17 protein-coding genes and 1 tRNA gene are annotated in these 18,863 nt (G+C 70.3%); 5 read left to right on the top strand and 13 right to left on the bottom strand.

Features of this window, described 5'->3' with window-relative positions; all coding sequences use genetic code 11:
* The 3 genes from ACFQ6X_RS14040 to ACFQ6X_RS14030 form a co-directional block, all read right to left on the bottom strand.
* The coding region (locus ACFQ6X_RS14040; RefSeq protein WP_383180846.1) for a hypothetical protein at positions 1–525 on the bottom strand (525 nt) is incomplete at its 3' end.
* A gap of 141 nt (positions 526–666) precedes the next feature.
* Positions 667–1,515, bottom strand: a complete 849-nt coding sequence (locus ACFQ6X_RS14035; protein WP_383180821.1) for a MurR/RpiR family transcriptional regulator — start codon at positions 1,513–1,515, stop codon at positions 667–669.
* 305 nt (positions 1,516–1,820) lie between these two features.
* The gene (locus ACFQ6X_RS14030) at positions 1,821–2,627 is read right to left on the bottom strand and encodes a maleylpyruvate isomerase family mycothiol-dependent enzyme (RefSeq protein WP_383180818.1); all 807 of its coding nucleotides are present in this window, start codon (positions 2,625–2,627) and stop codon (positions 1,821–1,823) included.
* Positions 2,628–2,781: 154 nt separating this feature from the next.
* Between ACFQ6X_RS14030 and ACFQ6X_RS14025 the strand changes: the two genes are divergently transcribed.
* Complete coding sequence (locus tag ACFQ6X_RS14025; protein ID WP_383180815.1) at positions 2,782–3,207, top strand: hypothetical protein; 426 nt, start codon at positions 2,782–2,784, stop codon at positions 3,205–3,207.
* 369 nt (positions 3,208–3,576) lie between these two features.
* Here the strand turns inward: ACFQ6X_RS14025 and ACFQ6X_RS14020 are convergent, their stop codons facing one another.
* Positions 3,577–4,980, bottom strand: a complete 1,404-nt coding sequence (locus tag ACFQ6X_RS14020) for a cystathionine beta-synthase (RefSeq protein WP_383180843.1) — start codon at positions 4,978–4,980, stop codon at positions 3,577–3,579.
* A gap of 155 nt (positions 4,981–5,135) precedes the next feature.
* Here ACFQ6X_RS14020 and ACFQ6X_RS14015 point away from each other — a divergent pair, with 155 nt between their 5' ends.
* The 3 genes from ACFQ6X_RS14015 (at position 5,136) to ACFQ6X_RS14005 (ending at position 8,727) form a co-directional block, all read left to right on the top strand.
* Entirely contained in the window at positions 5,136–6,200 is a 1,065-nt protein-coding gene (locus ACFQ6X_RS14015; protein ID WP_383180840.1) for an SGNH/GDSL hydrolase family protein, read from the top strand.
* Positions 6,201–6,386: 186 nt separating this feature from the next.
* Positions 6,387–7,607 (top strand): acetyl-CoA C-acetyltransferase, encoded by a 1,221-nt coding sequence (locus tag ACFQ6X_RS14010; protein WP_383180813.1) that lies wholly within the window; start codon positions 6,387–6,389, stop codon positions 7,605–7,607.
* A 250-nt stretch (positions 7,608–7,857) separates the two neighbouring features.
* Positions 7,858–8,727, top strand: coding sequence for a hypothetical protein (locus tag ACFQ6X_RS14005; protein ID WP_383180810.1), 870 nt, complete (start codon positions 7,858–7,860; stop codon positions 8,725–8,727).
* 36 nt (positions 8,728–8,763) lie between these two features.
* Here the strand turns inward: ACFQ6X_RS14005 and ACFQ6X_RS14000 are convergent, their stop codons facing one another.
* Positions 8,764–9,081 (bottom strand): hypothetical protein, encoded by a 318-nt coding sequence (locus tag ACFQ6X_RS14000; protein ID WP_329210291.1) that lies wholly within the window; start codon positions 9,079–9,081, stop codon positions 8,764–8,766.
* 100 nt (positions 9,082–9,181) lie between these two features.
* Between ACFQ6X_RS14000 and ACFQ6X_RS13995 the strand changes: the two genes are divergently transcribed.
* Complete coding sequence (locus tag ACFQ6X_RS13995) at positions 9,182–9,412, top strand: DUF4287 domain-containing protein (RefSeq protein WP_329210289.1); 231 nt, start codon at positions 9,182–9,184, stop codon at positions 9,410–9,412.
* A 99-nt stretch (positions 9,413–9,511) separates the two neighbouring features.
* Here the strand turns inward: ACFQ6X_RS13995 and ACFQ6X_RS13990 are convergent, their stop codons facing one another.
* The 8 genes from ACFQ6X_RS13990 to ACFQ6X_RS13955 form a co-directional block, all read right to left on the bottom strand.
* Complete coding sequence (locus ACFQ6X_RS13990; RefSeq protein WP_383180805.1) at positions 9,512–10,399, bottom strand: Bax inhibitor-1/YccA family protein; 888 nt, start codon at positions 10,397–10,399, stop codon at positions 9,512–9,514.
* Between the two features lie 145 nt (positions 10,400–10,544).
* Positions 10,545–10,631 (bottom strand) — tRNA-Leu (locus ACFQ6X_RS13985).
* A 248-nt stretch (positions 10,632–10,879) separates the two neighbouring features.
* On the bottom strand, positions 10,880–13,285 hold the full coding sequence (locus ACFQ6X_RS13980) for a glycoside hydrolase family 2 protein (protein WP_383180802.1): 2,406 nt from the start codon (positions 13,283–13,285) through the stop codon (positions 10,880–10,882).
* The gene (locus ACFQ6X_RS13975; protein ID WP_383180799.1) at positions 13,282–14,181 is read right to left on the bottom strand and encodes an ATP-binding cassette domain-containing protein; all 900 of its coding nucleotides are present in this window, start codon (positions 14,179–14,181) and stop codon (positions 13,282–13,284) included. The genes ACFQ6X_RS13980 and ACFQ6X_RS13975 overlap by 4 nt, the downstream gene beginning before the upstream one ends.
* Entirely contained in the window at positions 14,181–15,125 is a 945-nt protein-coding gene (locus ACFQ6X_RS13970) for an ABC transporter ATP-binding protein (protein ID WP_383180796.1), read from the bottom strand. The genes ACFQ6X_RS13975 and ACFQ6X_RS13970 overlap by 1 nt, the downstream gene beginning before the upstream one ends.
* A 4-nt stretch (positions 15,126–15,129) precedes the next feature.
* Positions 15,130–16,035, bottom strand: coding sequence for an ABC transporter permease (locus ACFQ6X_RS13965; protein WP_383180793.1), 906 nt, complete (start codon positions 16,033–16,035; stop codon positions 15,130–15,132).
* The gene (locus ACFQ6X_RS13960) at positions 16,032–17,027 is read right to left on the bottom strand and encodes an ABC transporter permease (protein WP_329210276.1); all 996 of its coding nucleotides are present in this window, start codon (positions 17,025–17,027) and stop codon (positions 16,032–16,034) included. The genes ACFQ6X_RS13965 and ACFQ6X_RS13960 overlap by 4 nt, the downstream gene beginning before the upstream one ends.
* A 91-nt stretch (positions 17,028–17,118) precedes the next feature.
* Positions 17,119–18,852 (bottom strand): ABC transporter substrate-binding protein, encoded by a 1,734-nt coding sequence (locus tag ACFQ6X_RS13955; RefSeq protein ID WP_383180788.1) that lies wholly within the window; start codon positions 18,850–18,852, stop codon positions 17,119–17,121.
* Positions 18,853–18,863: the final 11 nt, after the last annotated feature.

Below are 18,863 nucleotides of genomic sequence, written 5' to 3'. Positions count from 1 at the left end.
CCGCGCCCCTCCGGGCGCGGCGTCGCCCGCCACGGGCCCGGTCGTCCGGTACGCCTTCACCTGCTTGCCCGCGGGCCGGCCGCGCACCACCCAGTCCGTGCGCACCCAGTACAGGACGTCGTCCCGCCGCTCCCGCTGCCCGATCCGCACGGCCTTGGCCCAGAGCCCGGCCCCGGACCCGGCGAGCAGGAGCCCGCCGGCCCCCGGCACGAGGAAACCGCTCGCCACGGCCGCCAGGAACGCCCCCAGCAGCCACCACCGGTGCCCCCGCCGCCAGTTCCGTACCGTCACGGCCCGGTCCTGCAGGAAGTCGCTCCGCCCGGCCCGTGCGGCCCCCTCGGCGAGCTCCGCGTACCGCCCCAGACGCAGCAGAGCCACCACTGCCGCGGCCACGAGGAAGAGCGCCGCCCCGGCCAGCAGCCCGACCCGCCGCCCGGTCAGCCCCGGTACGCATGCCCCGACTGCCGCCGCCAGCAGCCCCGGCCACCACAGAGGTGCCGCTCCGGCCCGCACGATCACGGCCACCCTCGCCAACGACTGCGCTCCGCGCCCCACGTCCGTACCCCTCTCCACGACTCCTTGTGGACCTTCCTGGGCGCGGAGATTAATAGGCACAGATGAGCGACACGTGAGAATCGTCAAAGAACGAGGGCACGTCAGAGATCCCTACTCGACGAACAGCCCCCGCGCCGCCGCCCGTGCGTCGAACTCCTCCAGCCGGGCCTGTGCCTCCGGCAGCCCGTCGCACATCGCCTCCAGCAGCACCCGCCCCAACAGCATCGGCGCACAGGCCGTGTCGAAGGCGAGCCCGGTCCCGACGGCGGCCGGAATCAGCACGTCGCTGTGCTTGGCCACCGGGGCGAAGGCCGAATCGGCAACGGTCACGACGGTCAGTCCCTGAGTCTGCGCATACGCGAGTGCGTCCACGACCTCCCTCGGATGCCGGGGGAGCGCGAAACACATCAGCGCAGTGGCCCCCGCCCGCCGGGCGGCGTCGATCCGGTCGTGCAGCATGCTGCCGCCCTCGTCGAGCACGCGGACGTCCGGGTGCACCTTGGCGGCGAAGTACCCGAACCCCCGCGCCTGCGACGAGGCGGCCCGCAGCCCCAGCACGGGCAGCGGGCGCGATCCGGCCAGCAAGCGGCCCGCCCGCTCCACCGGGCCCTGATCGGCGAGGAGTTCGGCCAGGTGCTGCAAGTTCTCGATCTCCGCCCGGACTGCCTGCTGGTACTCGTTGAGGGTCTCCTCCACGGCGCCCCCACCGGCCGCTCCGTCCGGTGCGACCTCTCGCAGGTGCTTGCGGAGGGCCGGGTACCCGTCGAAGCCGAGCGCCACGGCGAACCGGGTGACGGACGGCTGGCTGACCCCGGCCAGTTCGGCCAGCTCCACACTGGACAGGAAGGGAGCATCGGCGGCCCGCCGCACCATGGAGTGCGCGATCCGCCGCTGGGTGGGCGTGAGCCGCTGCCCTTCGAAGAGCCGCTGCAAGCGCGCAGCCGGGCTGCTCCCGTTCATGCTGGTCCCTCCGGAATCCGTCGCACCGCACGGCGCCGACGAATCTATTCAGCCAGCAAGCGGACTGTATGTCCATATACAGGACCGCCATCCGGGACGGTCCTTCAGGCCGTCCGCGTCCGCGTCAGGACGCCACCGGCCGGATACGGGCCGGCTGGGCGGTGTTGATCCTCGCGTGCTGCTCGGGCACGTCTGAAGGCATCGGCTGCTCGGCCACCGGGTCTCCTCGAGGAGTCGCACCACTGCAGGGTCAACAACCAGCCTACAGAGCCTGGTTGCCACGCAGGGGGGCCAGAACGCGCGGGTCAGAACACGACACGTGCCGCCATGAGCGCCGCCTGCGCGTCGTCGTCGCCGTCCAGCTCCAGCGGCCCGCGCGGAGGGCGGCCCGACACATGGCGGGCGAAGGTGATGGCGTCCGCGCGGAGCCTCGCCGCGGGGGCGCCGATGCCCAGGAGGAGACAGTTGCCGCCCGCGGGGCCGTGGAGGTCGATCTCCACCGCGGGGCCGGTCCAGGCGAGCGCGAGGTCGAGCACCACCTGGTCCACGATCTCGCGGTCGTGCCCGTCGAGGAGCAGTTCCGCTCCCGTCGCGTCGCTGAGCTCCACCCGGTGCATCCAGGTGTCCCGGGCGATGAGGACGCGGTTCAGGTAGTCCACCGAGTCGTCGGGAAGGGCCTTGGCCTCCGGGTAGAGCAGGCTGAGCCGCATCGCCCGGCGGACGGGCACGGGTATGCGGCGCAGCGCGCGCAGGCCCTGGGGTGCGTAGTGGGCGAGAGCGCCGATCAGCTCCCTGCCCGGCACGGCCCGCCTGTCCTCGATCTGGCGCTCGTTGTGGCCGTCGAGCCGGCCCAGGTGCGGATGGGTCCTCCCCGCCTGCCGGATCCGCCGTACGGAGACCCAGGGCCTGGGCAGTTCCTCGTACTGGCCGACGATGTGGGCGAGCATGTCGCGGACCGTCCAGCCCGCGCAGGTCGTCGGACGCTGCCAGTCCTCGTCGGACAGCTCCCGGAAGGTGGACAGCGTGGCGCGGAGCTCTGCCTCGTTGACCTCACGCGCCCGCTCCTCGGACGTGCGGGGGATGGTACGGGCGGAAGGTGTCGCGGTGGTCATGAACCGGCTCCCCTCTTCGCCCGGTCAACGCTACGCCGATGAGCCCGGCCCCGCCCGGCACGGGGGTGAGCTGTCCCGCCCGGCAGGGACACGGGCGGAAACAGGGGGGCTAACCCCACTGCCCCGGGCGCCCGCGATTCGTACCGTAGGACGCATGGAAGCCCGTGACTCCGAGCTCAAGCGAGAGCTCGACGCGACCCTGCAGGCCCGTAGCGAGCTGGGCCCCGAATACGAGTCCGCACTCATCGACTCGTTCCTGGAGAAGGTCGAGCAGCGGCTCGACGGCACCCTCGACCGGCGGGTGCGGCGGCATTTCGCCGAGCAGCAGATGGTGGTCGCCCGGGGCGGTACGCAGCCTGCCCGGGCGGACGGGACCTTCGGGGAGCGCTTCGGCTTCGGGGTCGTCTCGCTCGTGCTGGCCATCCCGCTCTCGGCGATCGGCGTCGCGAATGCCGGGATCGACGGGCTCGTCGTGGCCTGGCTCGGGATCGTCGGGGTGAACGCGGTGCACGCCGCCCGTGGGTGGCCGTGGTTCCGGGACAAGCAGCGTGAGAGGGCCTCGTCCGACTGGGAGGCCTGAGGGCTGCGGGCTGCGGGCTGCGGGCCGAGGATCACGGGGGCGAATTCCGCCGGTCGTCCGCACGCATGCGCATGCCGCCGGTCGCCGCGCTCTGCGCGCATGGATATGTCGCGGGGACCGCCGCACCCCCGGTTTCCCGGAGGGCGGGACGACGGCGGTCCCCGCGAGGGACGCGCTCCCGGGTCAGGGCCGGGTATCGCGTCCTGGCGACGGTGGAGGTCCGGGAGCCGCTCCGTAGTCCGTGTCGCCGTACTTGGTGCCGGCGGGGTTTCCCCTGCCGACATCCCCTACTGTGCCGGAGCCGTGTTAAGCCGGTGCTGCGCGCACGTGTCGCGCTCGTACCGGTTTCGCGAAGCCCGGAAATCCGGCCTACGGCTTCGGGGTCGCGTCCTTCGCGAGGAACGCCAGCAGGTCCTGCCTGCTCACCACGCCCTTCGGCTTGCCCTCGACCAGCACGATCGCCGCGTCCGAGCCGTCCGTACCGCTGAGCGCGGCCATCAGGTCCTCGACCGGTTCACCGGAGCCGACCTGCGGCAGCGGAGCCGACATGTGCTTGTCCAGCGGGTCGGAGAGCGAGGCGCGCTGCGTGAACAGGGCGTCCAGGAGCTGGCGCTCGACCACGGAACCGATGATCTCGGCGGCCATCACGTCCGGGTGGCCCGCGCCCGGCTTCACGATCGGCATCTGGGAGACGCCGTACTCGCGGAGTACGTCGATGGCCTCGCCGACCGTCTCGTCCGGGTGCATGTGGACGAGCGTGGGGATCGGGCCCTCCTTGAAGTCGAGGACGGCACCGACCTGGGCGGAGGTGCCGGTGTCCTCCAGGAAGCCGTAGTCGGCCATCCACTCGTCGTTGAAGATCTTGCTCATGTAGCCGCGGCCGCTGTCCGGCAGCAGGACGACCACCACGTCGTCGGGGCCGAGCCGCGCGGCGACCTCCAGGGCCGCGACGACCGCCATGCCGCAGGAGCCGCCGACCAGCAGTCCCTCCTCCTTGGCGAGGCGCCGGGTCATCTGGAAGGAGTCCTTGTCGGACACCGCGACGATCTCGTCCGTGACCGTACGGTCGTAGGCGCTCGGCCAGAAGTCCTCGCCGACACCCTCGACCAGGTACGGGCGTCCCGATCCGCCGGAGTAGACGGAGCCTTCCGGGTCGGCGCCGATGACCTGCACGCGGTTCTCGCTGATCTCCTTGAGGTAGCGGCCCGTGCCGGAGATCGTGCCGCCGGTGCCGACGCCGGCGACGAAGTGGGTGATCCTCCCGTCGGTCTGCTCCCAGAGCTCGGGGCCCGTCGTCTCGTAGTGCGAGCGCGGGTTGTTCGGGTTGGAGTACTGGTCGGGCTTCCAGGCACCGGGCGTCTCGCGGACCAGGCGGTCGGAGACGTTGTAGTACGAGTCCGGGTGCTCGGGGTCAACGGCCGTCGGGCAGACGACGACCTCCGCGCCGTACGCCCGCATGACGTTGATCTTGTCCGCGGACACCTTGTCCGGGCACACGAAGATGCACTTGTAGCCCTTCTGCTGGGCGACGATGGCCAGGCCGACGCCCGTGTTGCCGCTGGTCGGCTCCACGATCGTGCCGCCGGGCTTGAGTTCGCCGCTCTGCTCGGCGGCCTCGATCATGCGCAGCGCGATGCGGTCCTTCACCGACCCGCCGGGGTTGAAGTACTCGACTTTGGCCAGGACCGTCGCCTGAATGCCTGCCGACACATTGCGCAGCCTCACCAGCGGGGTGTTGCCGACAAGACTGATCATCGAATCGTGGAATTGCACCGTGTACTCCGGGGTCTCCGAGATGGTCAAGCAAGACTATGCGTACGGGGAGGACATTGGACGAAGCGATTGGGCTACGCCCCGTACGGGGCAGGTAGTGCTGTGTACAGCTGCACAGCAAGGAGGAGGTGGACCGGACTGTGTCGAGGGCGAGGGTGGCACGGCGGATCGCGGCGGGCGCGGCCTACGGCGGCGGAAGCGTCGGGCTGATCGGTGCGGCGACGGTGGGCCTGGTGCTGGCGGAAGTACAGCTGGCGAAAAGGCAGGTGGGCGGCGGTACGGCGCCGGTCCCGCCGAGTGCGAACGGACGGTACGGGGTGGCCTTCGCCGGCCCCACCGATCCGTTGCGGTTCGTGATGCTGGGTGACTCCACGGCGGCCGGGCAGGGGGTGCGCAGGGCCGGGCAGACACCGGGGGCGCTGCTCGCGTCCGGGCTGGCGGCGGTGGCCGAGAGGCCGGTGGATCTGCGGAACGTGGCATTGCCCGGGGCCCGCTCGGACGATCTGGACCGGCAGGTGTCGCTGGTCCTGGCCGATCCGTCGGGGGTGCCGGACGTCTGCGTGATCATGATCGGCGCGAACGATGTGACCCACCGGATGCCTGCGACGCAGTCGGTGCGCTGTCTGAGTACGGCCGTACGGAGGCTGCGCACGGCCGGCGCCGAGGTGGTCGTGGGCACGTGCCCGGACCTGGGCACGATCGAGCCGGTCTACCAGCCGCTGCGGTGGCTGGCGCGGCGGGTGAGCCGCCAGTTGGCGGCGGCCCAGACGATCGGTGCGGTGGAGCAGGGCGGGCGGACGGTGTCGCTGGGCGATCTGCTGGGGCCCGAGTTCGAGGCGAATCCGCGTGAGCTGTTCGGCCCCGACAACTACCACCCGTCGGCGGAGGGGTACGCGACGGCGGCGATGGCGATGCTCCCGACGCTGTGCGCGGTGCTGGGGCTGTGGCCGGAGTCCGACCATCTGGACGGGTCGCGGCGCGAGGACATGCTGCCGGTGGCGAAGGCGGCCTCCCAGGCGGCACGGGAGGCGGGTACGGAGGTCACGGGGGCACGGGCGCCGTGGGCCCTCCTCAAGCACCGCCGGCGGCGGCGCCTGCCTGCGCACACGGAGCCGGCGAAGCGGCACGGCGTGGACGCCGCGGACGGCGGGCCGCCGCCGCCCGCGCCGCCGCCTTCCGGGTCGGGGGCCACGTGGCGGCCGGCACGGGAGCGGCCCTGACGGCCCTGGGGTGAGGGTGGCCCGGCGGTGGCGCGCGGACCGGCGGTCCCCCGCGGGAACAACACGGGCGACTGAGCGGTTGCTTAGAAAAGAGGTCCGCATCACACAGCCTGTTGGGTGACCTCAGCTATACGTCCGGGTAACTTCCAAGTCAGCCCAGTCTTCCAGCCCTCATGGAGCCGCGTGATGCCCGAAGCCGTGATCGTTTCCGCCGCCCGCTCGCCGATCGGCCGGGCCTTCAAGGGGTCCCTCAAGGACCTGCGCGCGGACGACCTGACCGCCACCATCATCCAGACCGCGCTGGCCAAGGTCCCCGAGCTGGACCCCAGGGACATCGACGACCTGATGCTCGGCTGCGGCCTCCCCGGCGGCGAGCAGGGCAACAACCTGGGCCGCATCATCGCCGTGCAGATGGGGATGGACCACCTCCCCGGCTGTACGGTCACCCGCTACTGCTCGTCCTCGCTGCAGACCAGCCGCATGGCGCTGCACGCCATCAAGGCCGGCGAGGGCGATGTCTTCATCTCCGCCGGTGTCGAGATGGTGTCCCGCTTCGTCAAGGGCAACTCCGACAGCATCCCGGACACGCACAACCCCTTCTTCGCCGAGGCCGAGGCCCGTACCGCCGCCCGCGCCGAGGAGTCCGGTGCGAGCTGGACCGACCCGCGCGAGGACGGCATCGTCCCGGACGCGTACATCTCCATGGGGCAGACCGCGGAGAACCTGGCCCGGACCAAGGGCGTCACCCGTAAGGACATGGACGAGTTCGGCGTCCGGTCGCAGAACCTCGCCGAGGCAGCCATCAAGAACGGCTTCTGGGAGCGCGAGATCACCCCGGTGACGACGCCGGACGGCACGGTCGTCTCGCAGGACGACGGCCCGCGCGCGGGCGTCACCCTGGAGGGCGTGGAGGGCCTGAAGCCGGTCTTCCGCCCCGACGGCCTCGTCACCGCGGCCAACTGCTGCCCGCTCAACGACGGCGCCGCCGCGCTCGTGATCATGTCCGACACGAAGGCGCGGGAGCTCGGCCTGACCCCGCTGGCCCGGATCGTCTCGACCGGCGTCTCCGGCCTGTCCCCCGAGATCATGGGCTACGGTCCCGTCGAGGCCAGCAAGCAGGCACTGAAGCGCGCCGGCCTGACCATCGACGACATCGACCTGGCCGAGATCAACGAGGCGTTCGCCGCCCAGGTCATCCCGTCCTACCGGGACCTCGGCCTGCCGCTGGACAAGGTCAACGTCAACGGTGGCGCGATCGCCGTCGGCCACCCCTTCGGCATGACCGGCGCCCGGATCACCGGCACGCTGATCAACAGCCTGCAGTTCCACGACAAGCAGTTCGGCCTGGAGACCATGTGCGTGGGCGGTGGCCAGGGCATGGCCATGGTCATCGAGCGCCTCAGCTAGGTTCCGGAGAGCGGTTCGCCCTCCCTCGGAGGGGCTGTTTTGAACCCGGCCGAGCCCCGAACGTGACCGAATCTCCCCCAGGATGTGATCTGCGTCCCGGGGGAGAGTCGTTTCCGCAGGTCACACCAGCCACAGGGCTAAACATCAGGCCCAAAGACCTGTCCAATTCGTGACGTAATGCACTGACAGCAGGCACGAGTACAGGACAAGCTGATGTAGGAAGTCGGGGGTGTCGATTGAAACCGGGAGTATGTCAGTGAGCGCCATGTCATTTGCCCTGTTGCTGACCACCGCCGCTGCCACGGCTGTCGGCGCCGCTGCTCTGCACGCTGCTCACGGGTTGCGCAAGCAGGTCGCGGCACTGCGGACGGAGCTGGCGGAGGGACGGAGCCTCAGTGCGTCCGTGCCCGGACAGCAGAACCGGAGCACCGCCGTCTCCGCCTCCGCCGAGGAGATACGCACTGCGGTCGCCGACGCACTCGCCGAGGAGCGGGAGCGTGAGCTGGCCGAAGCCCGTGCCTTCTGGGCCGCCCAGGAGGCGCGCGACGCCGCCGACGCCCCGTCCCTGCTGGGCGGGCTCGCCGGCCTGGGCGAGGACGCCCCGTTCTTCATGCCCCGCCAGGCCGATTTCGCGGGCCTCGAGGCGATGGACCTCGAAGCCACCGAGGCCATGGAGGAGCTGATCGAGCTGACCGATCTGCCCGAGGTCGCCGAGGTCTCCGAATTCGCGGAGTTCGCCGAGGACTCGCCCGAGCTGGCAGCGGCGCGTCGCCGCCACCCCTCGCACCCGGACTTCGTCCCGGTGCAGACACCGGTTGTCACTGACCATGAGCGTACCGTGAACCGCCTGGAGCGGCTCGCCGACACCGGTACCGAGCTCACCGACGTCCGCCCCGGCCCGCTCGGGACGCTCGACGTCTACGTCTTCGCCGACGGCACCACGCTCTGTATGACCCCCGGGCACCGCGAGACCGCCGAGCGTCTCTCCGATTCGCTGCGCGCGGGCGAGCAGCCGGTGCTGCTGGGCGGTTCCGGTGTCTCCGGCGCCTACGCACTGACGTTCTCGTGCGGCAAGGAGAACGTCTACATCCTCGCCGACCGCGTCATCGCCTCGTTCTAGTACGCGCCACGCACGCCTGCTCCGGCCCGCGCGGGCTCAGGAAAACGCCCGCGCCGCCGCTGCGTCGACGAATCGCACGGCCTCGTCCAGCTCCGCGGACGAGGCCGTTTCCAGTGCCACCGCCAGATCGCGGCCCGCGACGGCGAGCTGGTCACCGACCGCGAATATCCCGGCGTCCGGCATGACGCGCGGCTCCCGGTCCGGCGCCTCGGCGCGCTGGGCCCGTGCGGTCAGCTCCCTGGCCGTGGCCAGGGCCCCGGCGGCGGCACCGCGCTGCAGCCGGCTCTGCGGGGCGCTGCGCAGACGGTCGGCGAATCGGTCCACGGCGGTGATCAGAGGTGTCGTATCGAGCACGCCGTGACCCTACGCGCCCCCGCAGGATGGTTGCCAACGGGCCGAAGCTCGGGCACGGTGTCGGGAAGGACCAGCAACGCGCACTGCGTCGGAGGCGCCGATGTCTCAAGTCTTCTCCGAAGAAACCCATCGCAACCTGCTCTCACGGATCCCTCAATGCACCGGTCGTGACATCGCCGACTGGCTTCGCACCGTCGACGACGGCCCCTCCCTCTTCCGTTTCGAGGAGAAGGTCAGCTGGCTGCGGAGCGAACACGACCTCACCTACGGCCATGCCAAAGCGATCATCCACGAGTACGACCTGAGGCGGGCAGCCAGAAGGCTCCTGTGACCCCGCAGCACCCCGGCAACAGACGGAACGGCCCGCAGGCAGTGCCTGCGGGCCGTTCCGTCGAGCTGGGTCCGGAGGGATCCAAGGGATCCCCGCGGGTCAGTCGTCCCCGTTGAGGATGGAGAGCAGACGCAGCATCTCCAGGTAGATCCACACCAGGGTCAGGGTGAGGCCGAAGGCCGCCAGCCAGGACTCCTCGCGCGGGGCTCCGAAGTTGACGCCGTCCTCGACCTGCTTGAAGTCCAGAGCCAGGAAGCACGCGCCGAGGATGATGCCGATGACTCCGAAGAGGATGCCGAGGCCGCCGCTGCGGAAGCCCAGGCCGTCACCGCCGCCGAACACGGAGAACAGCAGGTTGACCATCATCAGGAGCACGAAGCCCACGGCCGCTGCCATCACGAAGCCGTAGAAGCGGCGGGTGACGCGGATCCAGCGCATCTTGTACGCGATGAGGACACCGGCGAAGACACACATGGTGCCCATCACCGCCTGCATCACCGTGCCGGGGCTGATGTAGGTGCTGACCGCGCTGGAGATCACTCCGAGGAAGACACCCTCGAAGGCCGCGTACGCGAGGATCAGCGCCGGGGACGGCTTGCGCTTGAAGGACTGGACCATCGCCAGGACGAACGCCACCAGGGCTGCGCCGATGGCGATGCCGTAGGACTTGCCCAGGTTGGCCTCGTCGACCGGCAGAAGGGCCCAGGAGAGCGCGGCGGTGAGCACCACGGTGCCCAGCGTCATCGCCGTGCGCGTGACGACGTCGTCGATCGTCATCGCGCCGGAGCGCGCGGGCGCCTGCGGGGCGCCGTACTGGGTGTCCGGCTGGGCGTAGGGGTTCGTGGCGTACGGGTTCGCGGCGGCGCCCTGCGCGTACGGGTTGGCACCCGCTGCGGGGGCCCCGGCCTGCGGTGCCGCGTTGAAGCCCGCATAGCCGTTGTCGCGGCTGAAGCCCCGTCGCGAGAAGACCGGGTTGCTGCTCCTCATTTCACTCCTCCATGGCCACCCTGCGTGGCCTTGCCACAAGAGTAATGGGTAGGCAAAACAATGACCCTAGTGCCAGAGGAGGATCTTTGAGAGAAGTTGACCACTGAAGTACTCTGCGCCCGATCGGGCCCCACCGACCGTGCGGTGGTGCCCGGAGCCGGACTCGAACCGGCACGCCCCCGAGGAGGCAGCGAGGTTTAAGCTCGCCGTGTCTGCATTCCACCACCCGGGCGTGGGCGCGCGGCTCCGCGTTGGCACAAGACCCTATCCGGGGGCCTCCCTCGAACAGCGGAACAGCGGCTCGATGTTGTCTTATTTTATTGACCGTTTGAGGGTGCGTCAGACGGCGCGTACAGCATCAGCACATGCCCGGACGGGGTAACGGGAGCGAAGCCCCGCAAACCGGAATGACGGAAACTCGCCGCACCCCAACGGCCGAGCAGCCACGGCCGCGCCACCGATCGCCAGGGCATCGCCACCTCAGGGGGCGACGGCGTCATTGACGCACCTCAGAACCGGCGCGGATCCCAGTGCCTCCGGGTCCTTCAGCACCGCGCCGGTGACATGGAACACCGCGCTCTCGCCGGGCAGCAGGGTGACGAGCATGTCGTCCACCTCGGCCGCCGGATCCAGCCGGTCGGGGAAGAGCGCGAGGTCCCGCAGGAGCGTCCGAGCGGTCACCGTGACCCGGTAACCGATGCCCGACTCGTCACCCTGTGTGACCGACACGTCGTACCGTGCCGGCGGCAGCGCGACCCGGGTGTCCTCCTCGTAGAACTCCACCGCCCTCACCTCGCCCAGCCGCGCCACCAGCGCCTCGCGGGCGCTGTCCACCGGCACGGCGACGGACGGCGGGAGGACGACGCGGGTGACGCCGCGCGCGGCCGTGCTCACCGCGATCTCCTCCTCGGCCAGGACCGCCCCGTCCAGTCCGTGCCGGGTCAGCCGCAGGTTCCCCTCCCAGACACGGGCCGAGTCGTTGACCAGATGCAGGGCGCCGTCCCGTACGGCCAGCAGACGGTCCGCGTACACCGTGCGCAGCGCGTACCAGAGCGGCTTGCGGCGGCCGTCGCCGTCCACGGCGGCCCAGGACACGACCGGCCAGCAGTCGTTGAGCTGCCACACGATCGAGCCCGTGCAGTACGGGGTGTGCGAGCGGAAGTGCCTGATGCCGAAGGCGACGGCCCGGGCCTGGTTCAGCTGCGTGAGCCAGTGCCAGTCGTCGAAGCCGGACGGCTGCGGGAGGTGGTCGCCCAGGCCGCGCAGCAGCTTCGCGTCGCCGTCCTCCGCCTTCTGGTGGTGGGCGAGCAGCGGGGCGTCCGGGGCGAGCGGGCCGCTGACGGCCCGGCGCAGGGTGGCGTACGCGGGCGGTCCCTGGAAGCCGAACTCGGCGACGAAGCGGTGGGCCGTGTCGGCGTAGTGGCGGTAGTCGACACGGTTCCAGACCTCCCAGAGGTGGACCGTGCCCAGGGCGGGGTCGTTCGGGGGGAGATCCGGGGAGCCCGAGTAGGGCGACCCCGGCCAGTACGGGCGGGTGGGGTCGGTCTCGGCGCACAGGGCGGGCAGCAGCTCGTGGTAGTAGCCGTGGCCCCAGGTCCGGCCCTGGAGTTTCTCCTGCCAGCCCCAGTCGGCGTGGCCCTCCAGGTTCTCGTTGTTGCCGCACCACAGGACCAGGGAGGGGTGCGGGGCGAGCCGTACGAGGTTCTCGCGGACCTCGGCGGCCACCTCGTCGTACAGCGGCTGCTCCTCGGGGTAGGCGGCGCAGGCGAACGGGAAGTCCTGCCAGACCAGCAGCCCCTTCTCGTCGGCCAGCTCGTAGAAGTCGTCGCTCTCGTAGAGGCCGCCGCCCCAGACCCGGACGAGGTTGACGCCCGCGGCGATCGCCTGGTCGAAGCGGTCGGAGATCCGCTGCCGGGTGACGCGGGCCGGGAAGCAGTCGTCGGGGATCCAGTTCACCCCGCGTACGAAGACGGGCTCGTCGTTGACGAAGAGGCCGAACGCCTCGCGCTCCAGGGTCACGCCCCGGAAGCCGGTCCTGCCGGTCCAGGCGTGGTCGCCGAGGCGGACGGTGACGTCGTACAGCGGCTGCTCGCCGTGGCTGTGCGGCCACCAGCGACCGGCCCCGGGGACGGGCAGGGTGACGGCCGCGCGGTCCTCTCCCGCGGCGACGGTGAGCACGGCCCGTTCGCCGGCCACCTCCACCGACGCCTCCAGCGGCCCGTCCCCGGCCCGGTCGACGTCGAGGGTGAGTGCCAGACGCGGCACCCCGTCGCCGTCCAGGTCGGCCAGGACCTTCACGCCGGCGATGCGCGGGCCCGTCCAGGACTCCAGCGCGACCGGGCGCCAGATGCCGGAGGTGACCAGGGTCGGCCCCCAGTCCCAGCCGAAGTTGCAGGCCATCTTGCGGATGAAGGCGTAGGGCTCCGTGTACGCGCCCGGCCGGTCGCCGAGCTTGTCGCGCAGCGCCTCGGCGTAGGTGTACGGGGCGGTGAAGCGCACGTCGAGGGTGTTGGCGCCCTCGCGCAGCAGCGGCCGGACGGGGAAGCGGTAGCTGCGGTGCTGGTTGGCGGTGCTGCCGGCCTCGGTGCCGTTGACCAGGACGGTGGCGACGGTGTCGAGGCCGTCGAAGCACAGATCGGTGAACGTGTGCCCGTCGGCGGACCAGTCGAAGGTGGTGCGGTACGTCCAGTCGGTGCGGCCGATCCAGCCCAGCCGGGTCTCGTTGTCGTCCAGATAGGGGTCGTCGATCAGTCCGGCGGCCAGCAGGTCGGTGTGGACGCAGCCGGGGACGGCCGCCGGAACGCCTCCTGCGGGGAGCCCCACGGGCACGGGGCCGTCGGCATGAAGCGTCCAGCCTTCGTGCAGGGGCAGGCGGCGCAGGGTCACGTGAGGGTCCTTCCGCAGTCGGGGAGCCCGGCGCAGGCGACGAAGTGGCCCGGTTCGGTCTCGTACAGGTCGTCGCCGGGCGCGGCGGCCCGGCCCTCGTGGTAGGCGCAGGCCTCCACGGGGACAGCGGCCGTCCAGGGCTGGTTGAGGCGGGGCACGGCGGCCAGGAGGGTGCGGGTGTAGGGGTGCAGGGGGTTGCCGAAGACCTTCTGCGTGTCGCCGCGTTCGACGACACGGCCGCTGCGGAGCACCACGGTCTTCTCGGCGAGGTAGGTGCCGAGCGAGAGGTCGTGGGTGATGTAGAGGACGCCGAGGCCGCGTTCCTTGAGGCCGGCGAGGAGGTTGAGCACGTCGATGCGGGTGGAGGCGTCGAGCATGCTGGTGATCTCGTCGGCGACCAGGAAGCGCAGGTCCAGCAGGAGGGCGCGGGCGATGAGCAGGCGCTGCAGCTGGCCGCCGCTGAGCTGGTGCGGGTAGCGGCCGAGGACCTGTCCCGGGTCCAGGCGTACGTCGCGCACCGCGCTCTCGACGCGGTCGGCCCACTCCTTGTCCGAGAGGCCCGGGTGGTAGGAGCGGCGGACGAGCGCGAAGACGCGGTCGGCCTTGAAGACCGGGTTGTAGCAGCTGAAGGGGTCCTGGAAGACGCCCTGGACGCGGCGGTAGAAGTCCTTGCCGGGCCTGACCTGTTCGCCGTCCAGGGTGAGGCTGCCGCCGCTGGCCCGGGTGAGGCCGAGGACCATCCGGCCGATGGTGGACTTGCCGCTGCCGCTCTCGCCGATGAGGGAGACGAGCTCACCGGGTGCCGCTTCGAAGGACACCCGGTCGACGGCGGTGACGGAACCGCCGCCGAAGGCACCGGCCCGGAAGGTCTTGGTGACACGGTCGAGGGTCAGCATCAGGCCGCCTTCCAGCATGCGACGGTGTGGCGGGGAGCTATCTCGACGACGGGCGGCTCCTGCTCGCACCGACTGTCGGCGAGCGGGCAGCGGTCGCGGAAGCGGCAGCCGGCCGGCGGGTTCAGCAGGGAGGGCGGCGACCCCTCGATGCCACTGAGCGGCTTGTCCTTGTACCGGGCGCCCACCTGGGGCAGCGAGCCGATCAGCATCTTGGTGTACGGGTGGCGGGGCTCGGTCGTCAGGGCCTTCGTGGGCGCCTTCTCGGCGAGCTTGCCCGCGTACATCACCATGATCGAGTCGGCGATGTGCGAGGTCAGCCCGAGGTCGTGGGTCACGAAGATCATGCTGGTGACCAGGCCCTTGTCGCGGAGTCCGGTCAGGGCACCGACGACGGCCTGCTGGTTGGAGACGTCCAGCGCCGAGGTGACCTCGTCGGCTATCAGGACCGAGGGGTCCAGGAGCGTGGAGATCACCATGACGGCGCGCTGCTTCATGCCTCCGGAGAGCTCGATCGGGTAGCGGTCCAGGACGTCGGGTTCCAGGCCCACGAGGGCCAGCCGGCGGTGCAGTTCGCCGGTGTCGACGCTGACGCCGCGCGAGGCGAGGAGCTCGCGGATCATGCGGCCGATGCGGCGGGTCGGGTTGAGCGCGCTCATCGAGTACTGGGGGACGAGCGAGACCTTGTGGAAGCGGTAGGCGTTCATCGCGCGGTCGTCGGACAGCGGCAGTTCGTCGCCGTCCAGGGTGACGGTGCCGCCCACGTGCCGCATCCGGCCGTCGAGCCGGATCAGGGACTTGCCGAGGGTGGTCTTTCCGCAGCCCGACTCGCCCGCCAGGCCCAGGATCTCGCCGTCCGCCAGGTCGAAACTGACACCGTCCAGGGCCCGGACCTCGCCACGCAGCGTGCGGTAGTGGACCCGCAGGTCGTTGACGGTCAGGGTCATGTGCTCACGACTCCCTCAGCTTCGGGTTGAAGACCTCGTCGAGGCCGACGTTGGCGACGTAGAGCGCGCCGACGATCGCGGTGATCCCGGCGCCCGGCGGAATGAACCACCACCACATGCCGAGTTGGAGCGCACTCCACTGCTGGGCGCTCTGCAGCATCAGGCCGAGCGAGACGCCCTCGGTCGGGCCGAGCCCGATGAAGTCCAGTGAGGAGGCGATGAGGATGGACCCGCCGAAGAGCAGGATGAACATCATGAAGAGGTACGAGCTCATGTTGGGCGCGATCTCGCGGAAGACGATCCGCCAGGTGCCGCTCCCGCTGAGCCGGGCGAGGTCCACGAACTCCCGGGTGCGCAGCGAGAACGTCTGCGCCCGGATCGCGCGGGCCGCCCAGGGCCACGAGGTGAGGCCGATGAACAGGCCCTGCACGGCGACGCTGCGCACCCCCAGGTACGCGTTGATGATCAGCAGGACCGCGAGGGCGGGGATCACCAGGACGACGTTGGTGAGCATGTTGAGGACCTCGTCGACGAGGCCGCCCCGGTAACCGGCCAGGAAGCCGACGACCATGGCGATGACGGCGGCTATCCCGCCGCCGACCACGCCCACCAGGAAGGTGGCGCGCAGTCCGTGCACGAACTGCGCGTACACGTCCTGGCCGAAGGTGGTGGTGCCCATCCAGTACGTGCCGTCGGGCGGCGCGGCCTGCGGGCCGACGTATTCGTTGGGGTTGCCGTTGTCGAGCAGCATCGGGCCGAGCACACCGACCGCGAGCAGGATGACGACGAGGACGAAGCCGATGATCAGCTTGGGGTTGCGCACCGCGTAGTGCAGCGACTCGCGGCCGGGCCCGGCCGCGGGGGCGCCGGCCGTGTCGGGTACGGGTGCCGGCTCGGGCAGTGTGCTCATGAGGTGCCTCCTGCCATGCCCGTACGGGTGCGGGGATCGACGACGACGTACACGATGTCGATGAGGAAGTTGGCGATGAGTACGCCGATGACGATGAACAGGAACGCCCCCTGGAGCAGGAAGAAGTCCTGGTTCTGGATGGAGGCGAGGATCAGTGAGCCGAGCCCCGGATAGGCGAAGACGATCTCGGTGACGAGTGCTCCGGCGACCAGCACGCCCAGTTGGAGGGCGAGGCCGGTGACCTGGGGCAGCACGGCGTTGCGGAAGGCGTAGCGGCGGATGAGGCGCTGCGGTGCGCCGAGGGCCGCCAGATAGGAGGAGTAGTCGGACTCCAGCTCGTAGATGATCATGTTGCGCATGCCGATGGCCCAGCCGCCGAGCGCGACGAGGAAGAGCGAGAGGAACGGCAGCACCCAGTGGTGCAGCGCGTCCAGTACGAAGTCGGCGTTCCAGCCGGGCTGGATGTCCAGGCTGTAGCCGCCCGACAGGGGGAACCAGCCGGCCTTCGCGCCGAGCGCCCAGGCAAGGATGACGGCGATCCACATGTACGGCATCGCGGTGAGCAGGTAGCCGGCCGGCAGCACCGTGTTGTCGAGGACCTTGCGGCGGGCGGAGAGCGCGCCGATCCAGTTGCCGACGAACCAGCTGAGCAGCACCGACGGGATCATCAGGGCGAGGGTGTACGGGAGCGCGTCGAGCAGGACGTCGCCGACGGGCGTGGGGAAGACCCAGATCGAGATGCCGAAGTCGCCCTGGAGCAGGGCTCCCCAGAAGTGCAGGTACTGCTGCCACAGCGGCTCGTCGAAGCCGAACAGGTTGTTGTAGTACGTGCGCATCGCCTCGGCGGCCTCGGGCTGCGAGACGCGGGCGCGGGCCACCATGGCCGCCACCGGGTCACCGGGCATGAAGCGCGGGATCATCCAGTTGACGGTGACGGCGACGACGAAGGTCAGTGCGTAGACAAGAAGTTTGCGTGCGAAGTAGCGGCGCAAGGGTGCTCCCCTGGTGGAGAGCCCCGCCGTGCGTTCACCTGTCAGGTGGGCGTGCGCACGGCGGGGCGGTCATCGAGTCAGAACTGCCGTGTCACTTGGCGGGCTTGAGCTGGGTGAGCGTCTCGAAGCCGCCCAGCTCCAGCCAGTTGCGCCAGAGGGCCGGTGCGGTCTTGGGGGCTCCGGCGGCGTCCGACGGCCAGTTCTTCCAGGTTCCGCTGGTGGACTGCGACCAGAGGCCGTTGTACCAGAGCGGGATGATGGGCATCTCGGTGAGCTGGATGTCCTGGATCTCGGAGATGGCGGTCTTCATGCCCGCGACGTCATCGGTCTTGACCCCGCCCAGCTCCTGCACCAGCTTCCAGGCCTCCGGGTTCTCGTACCGCCCGAAATTCACCGTGTTCTGCTGCTTCTGGATGGGCATCTGGAAGATGTAGTCGTAGTACGTCCACGGGGTGCTGGACAGCTGACGCTCGTTGTTGATGACGAGGTCGAAGTCGCCCTTGCCGCGCTGCTCGTTGAGCGCGTTCTGGTCGGGGAACTCCGTGCTGATCTTGATGCCCGCGTCCTTGGCGCCGGTGGCGATGACCTTGGCCGCCTCCATCCAGTCGGTCCAGCCGGAGGGGACGGCCAGCTTCAGGCTGAGGGCGGAGCCGTCCTTGTTCTCGACGAAGCCGTCACCGTTCTTGTCCTTGTAGCCGGCGTCGGCGAGCTCCTTCTTCGCCGCGGCGACGTCGTGCGTGAAGCCCTTCTCCGCGATGAGGGCCTTGTCCTCGAACTGCTCCCACTGCGGCAGGAGACCGGTCGGGCTGGCGGGCTTGACCAGGTCCCCGTACACACCCTTGACGATCTTCCCGGTGTCGACGGACGCGGCGAGTGCCCTGCGGAAGGCGGCGTCGTCCATCGGCTTCTTGGTGGTGTTGGGCACCAGCCAGGCGGTGTTGGCCGAGAGCATGTACGGCGCCTTGTCGTAGTACGACACGACCTTCTTGCTCTTGATCAGCGAGGAGGCACCGGGCAGGAAGTTGTTGCTGAGGTCCAGCTGGCCCTGGCCCAGCTGGCCGATGACCACTTCGTTGCTCGGGTTGGAGACGTCGACGATGTAGCGGGGCGCGGGCGTCATGCTCAGCGCCTTGGTGCCCCACCAGTCCTCGCGCCGCTCCCACACGACCCGGTCCTGGGACTTGCTCTTGAGCTTGTACGCGCCCGTGCCGACCGGCTTGTCGTTGACTCCGTTGAGGATGTCCTCGTCGGTGCGCGAGCTCCAGACGTGCTCGGGGACGATCGGCTGGCCGTAGAGGGTGAAGTCCCACTCCTGGTAGCGGGCCTCCTTGAAGGTGAAACGGACGGTCGTCGCGTCCACGGCCTTCGCGTCGGAGAGCCAGCTCCACAGCGAGTGGAAGGCGGAGGCCTCGATCTTGCCGAGGCCGTAGGAGTACGCCACGTCCTTGGCGGTCAGCGGCTTGCCGTCGGCCCAGGTGATGCCCTGCCGCAGCTTCACGTCGTACGTCTTGTCACCGGTCCAGCTGCCCGACTCCGCGAGCCAGGGCGTCAGCTTGCCCTCGTTGGGGTCGAAGTGGAACAGCGTCTCGTAGACCAGGCCCTTGGTGCCGGTCGCGTGGTCCCAGTTGCGCAGCGGGTTGTAGTTGGCCGGCGGCCCCCACTGGGTGCCGGTCGTGTACAGCGTCTCGTTGCGCGGCAGAGCGCCGCCCTTGCCGGCGGGCCCGGTGGAGCCTCCCGACGACGAACCGCCCCCCGTGCACGCGGTCGCAGCGAGTCCGAACACGGCGAGTGCGACGGTGATCCGCACCCGGGTACGCGTACCCATAGCCCCTCCTT

The sequence above is a fragment of the Streptomyces sp. NPDC056452 genome (genome assembly GCF_042796085.1).
Taxonomy (GTDB): Bacteria; Actinomycetota; Actinomycetes; order Streptomycetales; family Streptomycetaceae; genus Streptomyces.
This window is presented reverse-complemented; position numbering and strand designations above follow the sequence as displayed.